The sequence below is a fragment of the Pseudomonas sp. IT-P253 genome (genome assembly GCF_949768125.1).
GTDB lineage: Bacteria > Pseudomonadota > Gammaproteobacteria > Pseudomonadales > Pseudomonadaceae > Aquipseudomonas.
Genome location: NZ_CATKPT010000083.1, coordinates 14,381 through 30,889 on the forward strand (window position 1 = coordinate 14,381; position 16,509 = coordinate 30,889).

A 16,509-nucleotide genomic window follows, 5' to 3' on the forward strand; every position below is an offset into this window, starting at 1 on the left:
TTTTTGTTGTTCGAAGGCCTGAGTCGCGGGTCTAGGGTTGGCGGCTTCCCTCCTCACGCAACAGCGCCTGCAAGGTATCGATTCGCGCACCGTCAAAGGCAATCACAGTGCCCTGCTCGAACACCCGGCGCGCCAGCCCGGTCAGCACCGCACCAGGCGGCAGTTCGATTTGTAGACGTACGCCGCGCTCGTAAGCGCTTTGCACGGTGCCACGCCAATCGACGATGCGGCACATGTTGAAGGCCAGGTCGTCACGCAAGGCTTCAGTGCTGGTAATGGGCCGGGCACGACTGCCGCTCAGGTAACCCAGTGTCGGCGTGTTCAACGGCACGGTGTTGAAGGCTTCAGCCAGGGATTTGGCAGGTGCATCCAACAAAGGGCAATGCGACGGCACACTGACAGCCAGGCGCTTTGCCAGACCGGCGCCACGACTTTTCGCCAACTCGGCAACCGCTTTCATCGCACCGTCGCTTCCGGCGATCACCACCTGGTTATCGGCATTGATGTTGGCCAGGTAAACCGGTGTGTCGATGCTGTGAACCTGCGCCAACAATCCCTCTACCACCGCCAGCTCCAGGCCGATGATCGCGGTCATGCCGTAGCCCTGTGGATAAGCCTGCTGCATCAACTCACCGCGCAGGCTGACCAGATGCAGCGCATCGCGAAAGTTCAAGGCGCCCGCAACCACTGCCGCCGAATAGGCACCGATGGACAATCCCGCGACGTAATCCGGCGCCATGGATAACTGGCGTGAAGCCGCCACACCGGCAATCAACAAACAGAGCTGAACCGCCCGTGTCGACTTCAACGCCTCGGCAGAATCCAGCCGTAAAGCGTCTTCCCCGAGGACATCACTCGCCTCGATCAGCGTCTCGCGAGGCAAACGATGGAGCATGCCCGGCTGCTGCGCGCCTTGGCCGGGGAACACCAGCAAACTGCTCACGCTGCGTGCTCCTGTGGGTTCCACGGATCAATGACCAGGCCGGCTTGAGTGGCATTTTTCAGTAAAACCCGACGTGCAGGGCTGGCCCATTCGCGCAGCGCCACGGCGCCAAACGGCGTCTGTAACTGCATGTCCACCTGGCACCCCGCCGTATCGAGCACCTTCACCAATCCCTGCGCCCGAGACCGCTCCAGCGGTTGCGGCGTACGTAAAATCAGATCGAGATCGCTGCCCTCGTGCAAGGCCTGAACACCGCTGGCCAATTCAAACCCGGCGCTGCCGCTGACACCCCACGCCCAACCGCAGACATCGAGCATCGGCCGCAGTTGATGGAGGGCATGCACGGCCGGCAAGTCCCGATCGATCGAGACCTGACACAGTGCTTCCGGTGTGACGCAACGGGAAATCGAAGCGAACGACATCAGCGCGGCATAACGCTGCTCACGCAGCCGCCCACGCACCCCGACCGCGACGTGGTCCGGCGCACTCAACGCACGCCGAACCACCACCGGCTGACCCGCGCTGATCGACTCGATTACCCACGAAGGCGCATCCGCCGGCAACTGCTCCAGCGTCATCCCCCAGAGCAGGTCGTGGGCCAGGAACGTATTCACCACTGCGCTCTCAATAGCTGACGAACCTTGCTGGACGCCGCACGATTGGTAGCGCCCAGTCGGCTGCTCAAATCACGACCGCTTGCGGCGACCTCATTAATCGCCTGATTCAGGCATTCAGTCACCCGCTCCACATCACCCGCCGTCGGTTGCTCAATCTGTTCCACCGACAGGGTTTCCCAGAGCAAACCGAGGCTCGCGTAGCTTTCGATGTCATACGCCATCGGCGGCACATTGGCAGCCAACGCTTCAAGCTCTTCGATACTGCGCAAGGTCACCCGCGCCGCTGAAGCCTTGCCCATCGCATGCACCATCACGCCCGGATCACGCAGGGCAATCAAGCGGTTGGCCTGATAACCATGCGCCAGAAATGCCCCGGACATCGCCTTGCCTACCAGCAAACCAATCACCGCGTGGCCGGCCAGGCGGGCGCGGGCATAACTGTCCGCCGCACCGGCCAGTGCCTGATGAATGCCGAGGGCTTCTTCGCGTCGACCATAAGCCTGGCTGGGTACGTCGACGATAGCGATCAAGGCACGTTTGTGCGGCTTGTCGTTATCCGCAGCGATGACTTCATCCACAGCCTTGGCCAGCCCCCAACCTTCCAACAAACCGACCTCGCCATTGCGAGCGCGGACGAAACGGTTGTCGGGGTCGGCCACCACCGCGATGAACCGAGCAGACTGGTCACCCAACATGCCATCGGCCACCTTCAACGAAGCCGGCAAGCCACCCACTGGTTTCGCCGCCGTACTCAAGGCGTTGAACCAGTTCAAACCTCTCAGGGAATACGAACTCATGAGTGCTCTCCTTGATACAGATCGCGAACCGTCGCCGGGTCGATTTGCGGCTCGGCATCCAGACGGGCCAGCCGTTGCAGAAACAGGTCGGCCTGACGGCTGCGTTGTTGCGCCGGTAAACCCTGATGGAGCAATTCGCCGACCTGCTGCTGAATCTGCGCCACATCGTCAGCGACGTATCGGTCCGCCAAACCAGTGGCGAAACGTTGCTCGCCACCGGTCAGGCTCCAGATGAAAGGCCGGTCGCGGGAGTCGTATTCCTCAAGCCCGGCTTCCTGTTCAATCACTTGCGGGCCGTTCAGGCCAAGTCGTGCTTCCTGGGTCACCAGCAAATAACTGCACAACCCAGCGGCAATCGACATCCCGCCAAAGCACCCCACGCTGCCGGCCACCACACCCACGACGGGCTGGTATTGGCGCAGATCGACAATCGCCGCATGAATATCGGCAATCGCTGCCAGCCCCAGGTTGGCTTCCTGCAAACGCACGCCGCCGGTTTCCAGCAACAACACGGCGCGGGTTGGAACGCCGTTACGGTTGTCTTCAGCGGCCAGCTCGAGTGCGCCGGCAATCTTCGCTCCGCCGACTTCACCGAGGCTGCCGCCCTGGAACGCGCCTTCGATGGCGGCGATCACCACGGGTAAACCCTTGATGCTGCCTTTGGCGATGACCACACCGTCATCGGCTTGCGGCACCACGCCTTGGCGTGAGAGCCATGGCGACATGATGCGTTGAAACGGGTCGAGCAATTCGCGGAAAGTACCGGCGTCGAGCAGGGCTCTTGCTCGTTGCCGGGCGCCGAGTTCGACGAAACTGTGCTTGTGCAACAACGCTGCGCTATCAGTCATGGCCGATCTCCTCAAAGCCCTGTTCCAGACGCAAACGCACCACACCCGGCGTCGCGCCGAAGTCATGAATATCGATGACCATCGCAGGCGGCGTCTGGCCGTCGAACATCCGCGCAAACAGATGCTGCCAGCGTTGTTCGCTGCCATTGACCGAGGTCTGCACGTTGATGGTCAGCTTGCCGGCCTGACCCGGTTCGATCATCACTTCCAGGTCGCCCGAGCCGACACAACCCACCAGCGTGCGACCGCGTGGCGGCTGCCCGGCGGGGAATTCAAAGGATAAAGTTTCCATCAAAACGCTCCCTGGAGGATGCCGTCAGCCGACTCGACACGGTCGATGAACAGGCAGGCGGCGAGCAAATCCGCAGCACCGCCGGGCGAGGCATTCAACGCAATTAATTGTTGGTCCAGCTCATGCAAACGACGGCGACCGGCGAGGCTGGCGCTGCCGCCCGCATCGAGCACCGCCCGGGCGCCAAGTTGCATTGTTTGCAGGCCATGTTCACCTGCGCGGTAGAGCACGCAGGTGTCGGCCAGTTCGGTCATCACCGCCAGCAAGGCATCGAGCCGGGCGTTCTGTTCGCCATGACCGGCTGCGCGGCTGCGTTTGAGTTGTGGCAGCGCACGTTGAATCACCGCCGGGAAACCGAGCTGCGCTTCTTCACGGGCACCGCGTGCGCCGTAACGTTGCGCGACCAGGGCGCCATGGCTGAGTGGACGCGGCGCGTAGCGATCATCGAGTAACGCCAGGCGTGCGGCGCGCAGCGTGATCGAACTTGCGCCAGCGGATTCAGGCTCCAGCGCGACAGCGGCCACCAGCAGACCCAAGGCCCAGATTGCGCCACGGTGGGTGTTCACTCCATCGGTGGTGGCGAGCATGTCTTGCTCCCCTTCCCGGCCAATCCGCCCAACGGCTTCTCGCAGCGGCACACCGACTTCGCCGAACTCAATGGCCGCTTCCGCCATGCCCTTGAACGCCGACCACAACGACAGCGCCGAAGCGTGCATCAGCCCCAGGTGCAAATCGGTGTGCGCGCCATTGCCACGACGGTCGACCAATGCCGGTTTCGGCGACAGGTCCGCTTCGTCGATCAGCGCGTCCACCGCCAGGTCCGCCAGCCGTTCGGCCAGCGTTAAGGTTTTCGGTTGCAGGTTAAAGGCGTGCATTACCAGCTCCTGAACTTGGCGGGCGGGTTGTAGAGGCCACCGGACCACTCGACCAGGTCGGCCACGCTTTTGGCGGCAAGCAATTCGCGGGTGGCGTCGGTGCGGCGGATGCCGAGGTCTTCGGGCAAGGCGATCAAGCCTTCACGGCGCATGCGCGCGGTGTCTTTCGGGTTATGCCGCAGGCCGATGACGGTCACCCCGGCGACAGCGGCGATCATGGCTTGGCGTTCTTCCAGCGAACGTGCCTTGTACAAATAGGCGATGCCTTCTTCGGTCAGCAGGTGGGTGACGTCGTCGCCGTAAATCATGATCGGCGCCAGCGGCATGCCGCTTTTCTTCGCCACGTCGATCGCGTCGAGGGTTTCGACGAAGGTCGGTTTACCGCCCTCCTGAAAGGTCTCGACCATTTGCACCACCAGTTTTTTGCCGCGCTCGAGCATCGGTTCAGCTGCATCGTCGTGACGCATGTCGAGCCAGGCCGGCGTGCTGTGGCGGCGACCGCGCGGGTCGTGGCCCATGTTCGGCGCACCACCGAAACCGGCCAGGCGGCCGCGGGTCACGGTGGAGGAATGGCCGTCGCCGTCGACTTGCAGGGTGGCGCCGATAAACAGGTCCACCGCGTATTGCCCGGCCAGTTGGCTGAACATCCGGTTGGACCGCAGCGAGCCGTCGCGGCCGGTGAAGAACACATCGGGCCGAGCGGCGATGTAGTTTTCCATCCCCAGTTCGGTGCCGAAACAGTGCACGCTCTCGACCCAACCGCTTTCAATGGCCGGGATCAGGGTTGGATGAGGATTGAGCGTCCAGTTGCGGCAGATCTTGCCTTTGAGCCCGAGGGATTCGCCGTAGGTCGGCAGGATCAGCTCGATGGCAGCGGTGTTGAAACCGATGCCGTGATTCAGCGACTGAACGTTGTGTTTTTCATAGATCCCGCGAATCGCCATCATCGCCATCAGCACGTGCACAGGTTTGATGTGCCGTGGGTCGCGGGTAAACAGCGGTTCGATGTAGAACGGCTTGTCCGCCACCACCACAAAATCGACCCAGGATGCGGGAATGTCGACGCGGGGCAGTTCGCTGACGTCGTCCACCAGTTGATTGACCTGAACGATGACAATGCCGTCGCTGAACGCGGCCGGTTCAATCAACGCCGGGGTGTCTTCAGTGCTCGCGCCGGTGTAGATGTTGCCGGCCCGGTCGGCCATGAAACCGGCCGAGAGCACGACGTTGGGAATCAAATCGACCACCAGTCGCGCATAGAGCTCGATGTAGGTGTGGATCGCACCGATCTCCAGCACCCCATCTTCCAGCAATTGGCTGATGCGCAGACTCTGGGCACCGGCGAAAGAGAAGTCGAGCTTGCGGGCGATGCCGCGCTCGAACAGGTCCAGGTGCTCGGCGCGGCCGACGCTGGGCATGATCATGTGCAGGTCATGCAGCTTCGCGGGGTCAGCCTTGACCAGCGAACGAGAGAGGAAATCCGCCTGCTTCTGGTTATTGCCCTCCAGCACCACACGGTCGCCGGGCAGGATCAACGCCTCCAGCGCCGCCACAATCTTGTCGGTGGGCAGCACCACACCGTCGGCCAGGCCCTTGACCAACGCCAGACGCCGCTGCTTTTCGCTGCGCCGCCGCGTCCATCGCGAGTCGGGGGATATTGTTGTTGTCATGACCACTCCACGGGTTCGCTGTCGTGGGGGTCACCTTAGGAGTGTTGGGTGGGGGGTATCAATCAAGCAGAGAGACGGATCGTTACGGTTAGGGTAATGGTTGCCAGTACCGACGTCTTCGCGAGCAGGCTCGCTCCCACAGGGTACGCATTCCACTGTGGGAGCGAGCCTGCTCGCGAAGGGGCCGGAACAATCCCCGCAGTTTTCAATGGCGGAGCACTACAGCCCGCTCATCCGCTGCTGCACGCGAATCAGAAGCTGCGCAGTGCTTTCCACCAACTCAGTCCACCGCTACGTAACAGGTTGTCCAGATTCTCGTTGCTGCCCATCCTTGGACTCCAAAGGGTTTTCTCCCATCAGATTGATCTTGTCCTGCTGCGCTACCCGCACGACAAAGCTGTTTTCAGCCGCCAGTTTTGCGGCCCAGTCGTCGGGGGTGTAGAACGTCGGGTTGAGGACGCGGCCTAATTGCTCCTCCAGAGGTATAAGCTGCTCCATCACTTCACTGTAGTGCAGGCCTTTGCCGATCAGCATGAGATCAATGTCACTGGATGCGTTTGCCTGATCCTTGGCGATAGAGCCGTACACAAATGCCCAGGTGATCTGTTCGGCAAAGGGTTGGAGCGCCTGGCACAGGGGCTCGGCAATACCAAAGGTTTTACGGGCGATGCCCAACAGTTCGGCATAGATCGGGCAGTCGGGATTGACTTGATAGTGGGTCTGGTTGCCCTGACGGGTCAGGATCAGCACGCCGGCCTGCTGCAACCGATCCAGCTCACGCATGAGGCTGCCTTTACCCACTTGAGCCCAGCGGGCGATCTCGTTGGCGTAAAAACTTTGGTCGGGTTTGCCAAACAACAATCCCAGCACTCTTTGCTGAGTGGTCGTGAACAAGGCTTGGCTGAGGGAAAGGTTTTTCACAGTGACGACCAATGAGTCCCAAAAAGGGAACGATAGGTCCCTTTTTGGGAATCTTCAACCTTTGGACACCTTCGCCAGCCGATCGGGTTTTGTGTTTAAACATTTGTCCGCAGAAACGGTGAGAGGCTACAAAGCTTGGTGTCGCGGCCTACAACAATGCCGGAACCCGCCGACTGGTGCGGTTTTGCATTGATCTTTATCGTTTGTGTGTCGCTGCCAATTCAGCGACCGGGCCTGGAAACCCGAGGTGTAAACAACGCAAAAGCGCCTTTCATAACGTATGCTTGCGCACCTTGAATGTGTGCATTCCGTTATGGCGGCTGTGCGCGGGAGACCTTCGGGTCTGCCGGGTTGTTTTCTCCGTTTACCCCCGGATTTCCAGCCTGCGTACAGCTGCCACCCCTTCGCCTGGAAATCGAATGGAGCAGCTGAAACTCATTAAGCGGAGATTCAGTATGTTCAAAGCTACCCCCAACCCCCCGGAATCCGGCACCGACTCCGAAGCATCCCTCGAAGCCGAACAATTCAAGGACGCCGCTGACCGCGCCTTCGCCCACTACTTCCCCCCGGCTGACGACAAACCAGCCAAACCCCGCAAATTCCAGCTCTTCACCGTCGCCCCCGATATCGGTACCGAAGCCCTTCTGGCCAATGCGTCTGAAGACCTGCTGTCCATCAGCGCCATTGCGGCCGATCTGGCGGACGATGTGGAAGGCTCACGCCGTTCGGTAGCCTTGGCGCTCAGCCGAATGGCGGATGGTGTGCAGTTGTTGGTGGAGCGGGCGCTGGATCATCATGAGGCGTTGGCTCAGGCCAAGGTTTAGCAGTCAGGTTTGTGGTGAATTGAAGGTCGCCTTCGCGAGCAGGCTCGCTCCCACAGGGGTTTTGTGTGCGCCTCGATCCATTGTGGGAGCGAGCCTGCTCGCGAAGGGGCCCGTCAGACGAGCCCGGCACTCACTAACAACTCCTCCAGCGCCAACAAATCCGGCACCTTCGCCACTTGCTCGCCCACCTGCACCGCCGCCTGTTCCAGCGCACACAGCGGCACATCGACATAACTCAACTGGCTGTCGAGTTTGCAAGACCGTGGAATCCCCTGCACCAGCAGCGCAATGAATTTCAGCTCCGGCCGCCCACCCAGTGCATTGAGAATGACAATTCGCGCCCGTTCACCCATGACGACTTTATTGCCACACGCCGACTCAAAACTGACTAGCGGAATCTGCCGGTTACGCCACGCCACCAACCCCAGATACCACGGTGGCGTATCGAGATCGAACGCTCCCGGCTGATAGTCGATCAGCTCCGCGACCGCGACGTTGGGCAAAATCAGGTTGCGGTCAGCCAAGGGCAGCAGCAGCCCGGTGAGGTTGCTGGTGCGATGTTCAAGCATGGGTTTTGCTCCACAGGGCGATGCTTTCGAGCAGCACCGATTCCTGGTACGGCTTGCCGAGGTAGTCGTTGACGCCGATGGCCATGGCGCGATCACGGTGTTTCTGCCCGGTGCGGGAAGTGATCATGATGATTGGCAGGTGCTGCAATCGTTCATCGTTGCGCACCTGGGTGGCCACTTCGAAGCCGTCCATGCGCGGCATTTCGATGTCCAGCAGCATGACGTCCGGCATGTGCTCTTCAAGCAGCAGCATGGCGTCGACCCCGTCCTTGGCGGTCAGCACGTTCATGCCGTGGCGTTCGAGCAAACGGCTGGTGACCTTGCGCACTGTCACCGAGTCGTCGACCACCAGCACCAGCAACGGCTTGTGCGGCTCGACTTCCGTGTCCTGGCCCGACGTCCGCTGCGGCACTTGCGCCTGCATGGCGCGGATCGGCGCAAGCAAATCGAGAATCAACACCACCCGGCCGTCACCCAGGATTGTTGCGCCGGACAAGCCCTGCACCGCCGCAAATTGCGGCCCGAGGCTTTTGACTACGATCTCGCGCGTGCCGGCCATGGCATCGACCTGCACAGCGATTCGCCGCTCATTGCACTGGACCAGCAACACCGGCAACGGCAGGCTCTGGCCCAACAGTTTTGGACGGGCGCTGGTTTTCAGCAATTCGCCGAGGTAGCACAGCTCGTAGCGTTGCCCGGCGTATTTGTAGGTCGGCGGATCGAGCCGGTAATGCCCTTCGAGTTCGTTGGGCAACACACGAACAATGCCGTCAATGGTGTTCAGCGGGATCGCGTACTGATCCTCCCCGCACAGCACCATCAGCGCCCGATTGACGGACACGGTGAACGGCAGCCGAATCCGGAAGTGCACGCCCTGCCCCGGTGTCGAGTCGATGCTCATGGTGCCGCCCAGCTGCCGGACTTCTTCGTGAACCACGTCCATGCCCACGCCACGGCCTGAGATCTGGGTAATTTTCTCGGCGGTTGAGAACCCCGGTTGCAGGATGAATTGCAGCACCTCGTGGTCGCGGATGTCGCTGTTCGCGCCGAGCAAGCCACGCTTGATCGCCTTGCGCCGCACGGCCTCCAGCGGCACCCCGGCGCCATCATCGCGAATGTCGAAAATGATGTCACCGCCCTCGCGGGACAAGTCGAGCGTGATCCGGCCTTGAGCCGGTTTGCCGGCCGCGATACGCACCTCGGCGGACTCCAGACCATGGTCGACGGCATTACGCAGCATGTGTTCCAACGGCGCCGCCATGCGTTCGAGGACGTTGCGGTCCATCTCGCCTTCGGCGTTGCCGACGATGAATTCAACGTCCTTGCCCAGTTCGCTGGCCACCTGACGGACGATACGTTTCAAGCGCGGCAGCATCCGTTCGAAGGGCACCATGCGCGTGCGCATCAGGCCTTCCTGCAATTCAGTGTTGATGCGGCCTTGTTGTTGCAGCAGGTTTTCCGCGTCCTGATTGCGTCGATCGAGGGTTTCCTTGAGGTCGAGCAAGTCGGAGGCCGACTCGAACAGTGCCCGCGACAGTTGCTGCAATTGCGAGTGACGGTCCATTTCCAGAGGATCGAATTCTTCGTAGCCCAGGCGTTCGGCGTCGACTTGCTGCCGGCTGAGAATCCGCCCCTGGGTTTCGGTGTCGAGACGGCGCAACTGGTCGCGAATGCGCTCGATGGTGGTTTCCATCTCGCTCAGGGCCACGCGAGCATCGTTGACCTGTTGCTCGATGCGTCCCCGAAAAATCGAGGTTTCGCCGGCCAGGTTGACCAGATCATCGAGCAATTCTGCCGATACTTTGACCATGTCGGCGCCCGCTTCGGCTTGCAGGGCGGGCACCTCGGGTTTAGGAACGGCAGGCGCCACCAGCGGTGTTTCCAGCACGGCCGGATGCCTGAAATTCTTGATCGCATCGATCAGCCGATCGGCCGGCGGCAATGGCTGTCCGGCACGCGCGGCATCGAGCATCTGCGCCAATCGGTCGTGGCTGCGTTGCAGCAACGCGAAGAGCGCGGCCGTCGGTTGCAGCACGCCAGCGGACAGGCCGTCGTAAAGAAATTCCAGTTCATGGGCGAGGTCGCCAATCGGGACTATTTCAACCATCCGCGCGCCACCCTTGAGGGTGTGCAGGTCGCGCAGCAGGGTTTCCATTTCCTGACGATTCGAAGGCTCGGCCTGCCAGCGCAGCAGCGCCGCACCGGAGTTTTCGATGATGTCGAAACCTTCTTCGAGGAAGATTTCCAGCAACTCTGGATCGTGGCCCGGCGAGTCGTTGCTGGCCGTCGGTTCGATCACATCGGCACTGCCGACGTTACCCTGACGAAACGCACGAATGGCCTCGATCAAATCGTCCGGACGGCCCAAAGGCTGGTCGTGCTGTAACCGCTCAAGGAACATCGCCAGTCGCTCATGGCTCTGTTGCAGCAGCTGCGTCAGCGCTTCACTGTGGCTGTAACGGCGATCCAGCAGCCCCTCATAGAGGTTTTCCAGCTCTTGGGCCAGATTGGCAACCGGCTCAACCGCCGCCATCCGCGCGCCGCCTTTGAGGGTGTGTAAATCTCGCTGCAAGGACGACAGCGGGGCGGCGTTATCAGGCTCGCTCAGCCAGCGCCGCAACGCCTGGCCAGCGCCTTCGAGGATATCCACCGCTTCTTCGAGGAAAATCGAAACGATCTCATCATGCTGCTCGACGATGCGGTCCCCTGTAGGAGCGAGCTCGCTCGCGAAAGGCTCACCGGCACCGCGTTTTTCCAATGACAATGCGTCATCGTTTACGTCCATCGCGAGCGAGCTCGCTCCTACAGAGGATCGTTCCAGCTCCGCGGTGACGTCGCCCAGCTCACGAATGCTCAAGGTGCGGCTGCCATCGCTGCGAATCAGCCCCATGGCGGAAGGATCGAGGCTGGCATCGAGCAAGCCGCGCAACGCCCGGACCCGTTCCGGTTGCGGGGTGACTTCCTGGCCGGCGGCCAGTTCGTCGAGCATGTTGATCAGCGCTTCGTGGGCGCTTTTCGCCTCATGGAAAAACGCCTCGCTGACCGCCAGGCTGCTTTCTTCCACCGCGCCATACAGGTCGAGCAAGGCTTCGCAGAGCGCATCCATGGGATGTAGATCAGCCAGGTGCGCGCCTTCGCCCAGGGTGGTCAATTCGTCCAGCAGCGCGCTGAGCTCCTGGCGCTCGCCAGGATGTTGCTGCCAACGCTGCAACAGATTTTCCGCGTCCAGCAGGATGTCCATGCCTTGGGCGAGGAAGTTATTGATCAGCTGCGGATCGCGCTTGATCCGCAACCCGGTGTTCGGCGCGTTCAAGAGGGTTTCCAGACGCTCGGCGAGCAACGTCCGGGTGCGCTCGATCAACGAACCGGCGCCCGGAATCTGCGCCAGCGGGTCAGTCTTGAGTTGTCGCAGTCCACGGCGGAACAAGCCTTCGGCTTCGAGCAGCAGTTCAACTTCGTCCAGGTCCAGCGCCATCAGGTGCGCCTTGTACTCGCGGGCGAGTTGATCCAGCGGTGTTGCCAGCTCGGCGATCGGCAATACGCCGGCCATGGATGCGCTGCCCTTGAGTGTATGCAACGCCCGTTGCAGCTCATCGCTGGCCTGCAGCGGAACATGCTCGGCGGCCTGGTCGAGGAAGCGGTTCAGGCTGGCGAGATGGGTTTCGGCTTCTTTGCGAAAGATCTCCAGCAACAGCGGATCAAGGGCAGCAACGTCCTGCGTATCTTCATCGAAGACAGGTGTATCCCCCTTGGCCAAGGCATGCGCGCGGGCCGCCAATTGGTCGACCTCGTTGCGCTGACGCTGGGCATTGGCGGCGAATTCAGCCACCAGTTCCGGTAGCAGGTTCAGCGCATCGGCCACCAGTTGTTGCACCAATGGCCCCGGTTGAACGCAGTGTTCCAGTACCCGGTTAAGCAGGTTTTCTACGGCCCACGCCAACTCGGCCAGCACCAGTGCACGCACCATCCGGCCACTGCCTTTAAGCGTGTGGAAGGCCCGGCGCAATTCACTCAAGGCTGACGTGTTGTCGGGGTTGGCCGACCAGCGCGGCAGGTATTCGCGGAGGACATCCAGGACTTCGTCGGTTTCTTCAAGGAAGACTTCGCGCAGTTCATCGTCCACCGGTGCCTCGCCCGACGGGGGCGGCAACAGGCTGCCCGGCGTGTCCAGTGCTGGCGGGTTAAGCGCAGACACGGGGCTGGCCAGCACATCGGCCAGGGTCTGGACGATCTCCGGGTCGTGCAATTCCTGAAGGTCCTGCATCGCCTGCGCTTCACTCAGGCTTAGCACATCCTCAAGGACCGGCACCTGCAGCTCGCTGGGGAAAAACCCGAGTGCGGCCAGGCTTTTTTCCGCAACGTCGAGCAGCTGTTCGCCCGGGGCTTGCGGGTCGTCGCTGAGGCGCTCCAGGTAATATTCGATGCTGGTGATGACGTCGGCCAGACTGTCCAGCTCCTGCCAACCGGGCTGGTCCGGCTCCAGCAGCAGATGCTCGCGGATGAAGTGGTTGCACGTCTCGATCAGGCTCGCCGCCCGGTTCAACGGAATCATTGCCAGCGCACCGCGCACTTGGGTCAGCAACGCAGGCAACGGCTGCAAATGCTGACGATCCCAATCGGCGTCGATGTAGTCGACGATCATGTCCTTGGCCTGTTGCAGGCAGATCCGCACCTCGCGAATCACGATCTGATGAATCTGCGTCAGGTCGGTCGTCGGCAGACGACTGTCCTCCTGGCTTTCCGGCTCCACGGTGCCGACCATACCGGCCAGCGTCGCTTCGACGTAGAGCAAGGCTCCGGCGACGTCCATCAAGATCGCGTCATTGGGTTCGCGCTGCCCCTGGGCGAGGCTCAGGACCACCGCCATCTGATCGATGATGACCTTGCGCGGCTGGCCGAACCCCAGCACCGCCAGGGTGTCGGCGATTTGGCGCAAGGGGGCCAGCAGGTTGTCGAGGTCGGAGGTGTGTTGACGGTCGCTGCGCACAAACAGGTCCAGGCGCTCCTTGACCCGCACCAGTTCTTCACACAGCGCGGCCAGCACCGAGCGCATGGCGTCGCGATCGGGGCCGGCGAGCCGTGCCCGTTCTTCATCGACCATCGCACCGTCAGGCAATGCGTCATCCAGTCCGTAGCGATCTTTCATGGTCAGTATCTGCCCGGTAGGGTGTTCGGCCTTGGCAATGTAAAACAGCAAACTTTTCAGCAATTCGGGTGGCGCCGGCCGGTTGATGCCGGCCATGCCCTGTTCGAGCAGGCGCTTGAGTTCTTTATCGGCGTCCTTGAACAAGCTGCGCAACGCCGGGCTGTTGGCGATCGAGCCGCCGCGCATGCCTTCGACCAGCGCCGAGGCGACTTGCCACAACGGACTCAACGGTGCGCTGCCGCACAGCCCTTCAAGGCGCGCGAAGACCTTGGCCAGGTAATCAAGCGTGGTGTCGTTATCGTGCTCACGCAGAAAACCGACCAGCGCCATTTGCAACATCTGCCGCAACTTGCGCAGCACACCGGGCAAGTCCGCCGGTTCCAGTAGCGCCAGCGCCTCATCATCCAGCGGTGGAAGGTCCGGCAGTAGCGGGCTGAACAGGCTGGTTTCCGATAACAGGCTTTCACCACGGGCGCTGCGCAAATCGTTGATCAGCGGCAGCACCACCAACGGCAAATCACGGCGGGCGCCCTGCACCCGGTCGAGGTAGGTCGGTAACTGTCCGAGGGCTTGCAGCAACAAATGAATCGCTTCATCGCGATGGCTCACGCGGTTCAGCTGCAAGGCCGTCGTCAACTGTTCTATCTCTTCGGCGAGCAAGGCCGCGCCGTAGAATTCGACCATCTGCAAACTGCCGTGAACCTGATGGACGCACGCCAGGCAATCGTTCAGGGCGTGCGTTGCCTGAGGGTCATCAAGCAACGTTTCAATCGCCTGGTGAGCAACTTTCAGCGTTTCGGCAATCTCGCCTTTGACCCACTCGAGGGCCACATAGTCGTGCCGATCACCCATAACCACTCCAGTCACTGCTCTAGTCAAAACACGCAAGCGCCCCCAGGCGCTTCACACTTTATCCACAGTCTGCGCCTTGGCGGCCGGCAAGGTGAAACCGGACACCGAACGCCGCAGCTGGCTGGCCATTTTCGCCAGGTTACCGATGCTCTCGGCGGTGGCGGTGGAACCGGACGAGGTCTGCGAGGTGATCTGCTGGATCACGTTCATCGTCAGGGAAATCTGCCCGGCCGAAGAGGTCTGTTGCTGGGCCGCGTTGGAGATGCTCTGGATCAGCGCTGCCAGTGTCTTCGATACGCCTTCGATTTCTTCCAGGGCCACACCGGCATCCTGCGCCAGTCGCGCACCGCGCACCACTTCGGTGGTGGTCTGCTCCATGGAAATGACCGCTTCATTGGTGTCGGTCTGAATCGCCCGCACCAGGGTTTCGATCTGCCGGGTGGCGGCGGACGAGCGCTCGGCCAGGCGCTGGACTTCATCGGCCACCACCGCAAAACCACGCCCGGCGTCACCGGCCATCGAGGCCTGGATCGCCGCGTTGAGCGCGAGGATGTTGGTTTGATCGGCAATGTCATCGATCAGGCTGACTATGTCGCCGATTTCCTGAGAGGACTCGCCCAGACGCTTGATGCGCTTGGCAGTGTCCTGAATCTGCTCGCGGATGTTATCCATGCCGTGGATGGTGTTGTGCACCACCTCATTGCCTTTGTTGGCGATTTCCACCGAGCGTTCGGCCACCGCTGAGGATTCAGCGGCGTTGGCCGAGACCTGGTCAATGGACTGGGCCATTTCGTTGATCGCGGTGGAGGCTTCGCTGATCTGTTGGGCCTGATGTTCCGAGGCCTGCGCCAGGTGCATGGCGGTGGCCTGGGTTTCCTGCACGGCAGCGGCGACCTGGCCGGCGGTGAGGTTGATGGTTGCCACCAGATCGCGCAATTGGTCCACGGAATAGTTGATTGAGTCGGCGATGGTCCCGGTGAAGTCTTCGGTCACCGAGGCGGTCACGGTCAGGTCGCCATCCGCCAAATCTTCGATTTCGTCGAGCAGGCGCATGATTGCGTTCTGGTTGCGCTCGTTTTTCTCGGCGGTTTCGCGCAGCTGTCGGTTGGTTTCCCGAACCATCACCAGACCGATGAGGATGATCGACATCAGCGCCAGCAAGCCCAGCACATAGCCGCCAATGGTGTCGGTCTTGCGCCCGCCGACGAGGTTTTCGAAGCCGGTGGCCAGGTGCGATGCTTCGTCGAGCAGGGTTTGCGACAAGGTGAAAATGTTGCTGGCCGATTCACGGACCTTGAACAGCTCGGGCGAGGTTTCGAGGATTTCATCCACCGAGCCGGAAACGAATTGGAACATCTCGGCAATATCAGTCAAACGGGCGCGAGCATCGCGGTCTTCGACCTGGCTGATTTTCAGTGTCGGATTGCCCTGGAGCATGCCATTGAGCACCAGGCCGAAACGCGCGGCATCTCGACCAAACGCATCGGCGGCCTGTTGCGAGTTTTCGTCGCCGGACAACACGGTGTTCACCGCCCCCAGGATGCGCTCGGCCAACAGCGACTGGCGCTGGGCCATCGCGACCTGGGCGGCCGGTGCGCCGCGTTGCAGGAGGATCTCGACAACCTTTTCGTACTCGACCTGCAACTGCGGCACGGTTTCGGCCAAGGTTGCGGCGACTTGATGCAGTGACAAAACAGTCTGTTCGCTGGAGAGGATGGCGTCGGTGTTTTTCAGCAGGCGTTCCCAGTCCAGCTGAACGGCGCGCATTTCCGGGCGCACGGTGGATGGCGCGGGGGGCAGGCCGGTGGTGGGGTCGCCCTTTTTCAGGTAACCCCAGCGCTGGGCGAAGTCATTTCGCGCCTCGCCCAGCAACTTGAACGCCGCTGCCTTGCCGGCGGCGGCTTCGGTGGCGTTTTTGGCGATGCGTTGGGACAGCACGCGCAACTCGCCCGCGTGACCGATGTACTGTTTGTCGTACGTGGCCTGGGTGTTGAGGTAAGCGAAGTTGGCAAACAGCAGCATGATGAAAACGATCAGCGCGATGAACAGCACGATGATCTGCGACCGGCTGCGCGACCCTTCTGGCTTGCCTGTTTTTGCTTTTATCATCGGTCCTCGCCTGAACTGCTGAATTCTCTATCGCCGCCAATCTACG

The 16,509-nt window shown here is 61.5% G+C and carries 12 protein-coding genes; 1 reads left to right on the forward strand and 11 read right to left on the reverse strand.

The genetic code is table 11. The features are described from left to right. Positions 1-31: 31 nt before the first annotated feature. The 8 genes from mdcH to ACM6IR_RS26280 all read right to left on the reverse strand — a co-directional run bounded on the left by mdcH (position 32) and on the right by ACM6IR_RS26280 (position 6,963). Entirely contained in the window at positions 32-943 is a 912-nt protein-coding gene (gene mdcH, locus ACM6IR_RS26245) for a malonate decarboxylase subunit epsilon (protein WP_414910385.1), read from the reverse strand. After that, positions 940-1,560, reverse strand: coding sequence for a malonate decarboxylase holo-ACP synthase (locus ACM6IR_RS26250; protein ID WP_414910386.1), 621 nt, complete (start codon positions 1,558-1,560; stop codon positions 940-942). Before ACM6IR_RS26250 ends, mdcH begins: the two co-directional genes overlap by 4 nt. Further along, positions 1,554-2,357 carry a biotin-independent malonate decarboxylase subunit gamma gene (gene mdcE, locus ACM6IR_RS26255; RefSeq protein WP_414910387.1) on the reverse strand — a complete coding sequence of 268 codons (804 nt, stop codon included), beginning with the start codon at positions 2,355-2,357 and terminating at the stop codon, positions 1,554-1,556. The genes ACM6IR_RS26250 and mdcE overlap by 7 nt, the downstream gene beginning before the upstream one ends. Next, on the reverse strand, positions 2,354-3,205 hold the full coding sequence (locus ACM6IR_RS26260; protein ID WP_414910388.1) for a biotin-independent malonate decarboxylase subunit beta: 852 nt from the start codon (positions 3,203-3,205) through the stop codon (positions 2,354-2,356). Before ACM6IR_RS26260 ends, mdcE begins: the two co-directional genes overlap by 4 nt. After that, a complete protein-coding gene (locus ACM6IR_RS26265; RefSeq protein ID WP_414910389.1) occupies positions 3,198-3,497 on the reverse strand; it encodes a malonate decarboxylase subunit delta in 300 nt (99 codons plus the stop codon). Before ACM6IR_RS26265 ends, ACM6IR_RS26260 begins: the two co-directional genes overlap by 8 nt. Then, positions 3,497-4,372 (reverse strand): triphosphoribosyl-dephospho-CoA synthase, encoded by an 876-nt coding sequence (locus ACM6IR_RS26270; protein ID WP_414910390.1) that lies wholly within the window; start codon positions 4,370-4,372, stop codon positions 3,497-3,499. The genes ACM6IR_RS26265 and ACM6IR_RS26270 overlap by 1 nt, the downstream gene beginning before the upstream one ends. Next, positions 4,372-6,042 carry a malonate decarboxylase subunit alpha gene (gene mdcA, locus ACM6IR_RS26275; protein WP_414910391.1) on the reverse strand — a complete coding sequence of 557 codons (1,671 nt, stop codon included), beginning with the start codon at positions 6,040-6,042 and terminating at the stop codon, positions 4,372-4,374. Before mdcA ends, ACM6IR_RS26270 begins: the two co-directional genes overlap by 1 nt. Before the next feature lie 291 nt (positions 6,043-6,333). Next, positions 6,334-6,963, reverse strand: a complete 630-nt coding sequence (locus ACM6IR_RS26280) for a transcriptional regulator (protein WP_414910392.1) — start codon at positions 6,961-6,963, stop codon at positions 6,334-6,336. A 455-nt stretch (positions 6,964-7,418) separates the two neighbouring features. On the opposite strand from ACM6IR_RS26280, the gene ACM6IR_RS26285 reads away from it, so the two are divergent. Beyond that, positions 7,419-7,787, forward strand: a complete 369-nt coding sequence (locus tag ACM6IR_RS26285) for a DUF6124 family protein (RefSeq protein WP_414910393.1) — start codon at positions 7,419-7,421, stop codon at positions 7,785-7,787. A 113-nt stretch (positions 7,788-7,900) separates the two neighbouring features. Here ACM6IR_RS26285 and ACM6IR_RS26290 read toward each other — a convergent pair whose 3' ends face one another. Genes ACM6IR_RS26290 through ACM6IR_RS26300 form a run of 3 tightly spaced genes read right to left on the reverse strand, consistent with a single transcriptional unit; the run spans position 7,901 to position 16,463 of the window. Next, positions 7,901-8,356: a chemotaxis protein CheW gene (locus ACM6IR_RS26290; protein WP_414910394.1), complete on the reverse strand. Its 456-nt coding sequence runs from the start codon at positions 8,354-8,356 to the stop codon at positions 7,901-7,903. Beyond that, positions 8,349-14,354, reverse strand: a complete 6,006-nt coding sequence (locus ACM6IR_RS26295; RefSeq protein ID WP_414910395.1) for an Hpt domain-containing protein — start codon at positions 14,352-14,354, stop codon at positions 8,349-8,351. Before ACM6IR_RS26295 ends, ACM6IR_RS26290 begins: the two co-directional genes overlap by 8 nt. A gap of 51 nt (positions 14,355-14,405) precedes the next feature. Continuing rightward, positions 14,406-16,463 (reverse strand): methyl-accepting chemotaxis protein, encoded by a 2,058-nt coding sequence (locus tag ACM6IR_RS26300; RefSeq protein ID WP_414910396.1) that lies wholly within the window; start codon positions 16,461-16,463, stop codon positions 14,406-14,408. Positions 16,464-16,509: the final 46 nt, after the last annotated feature.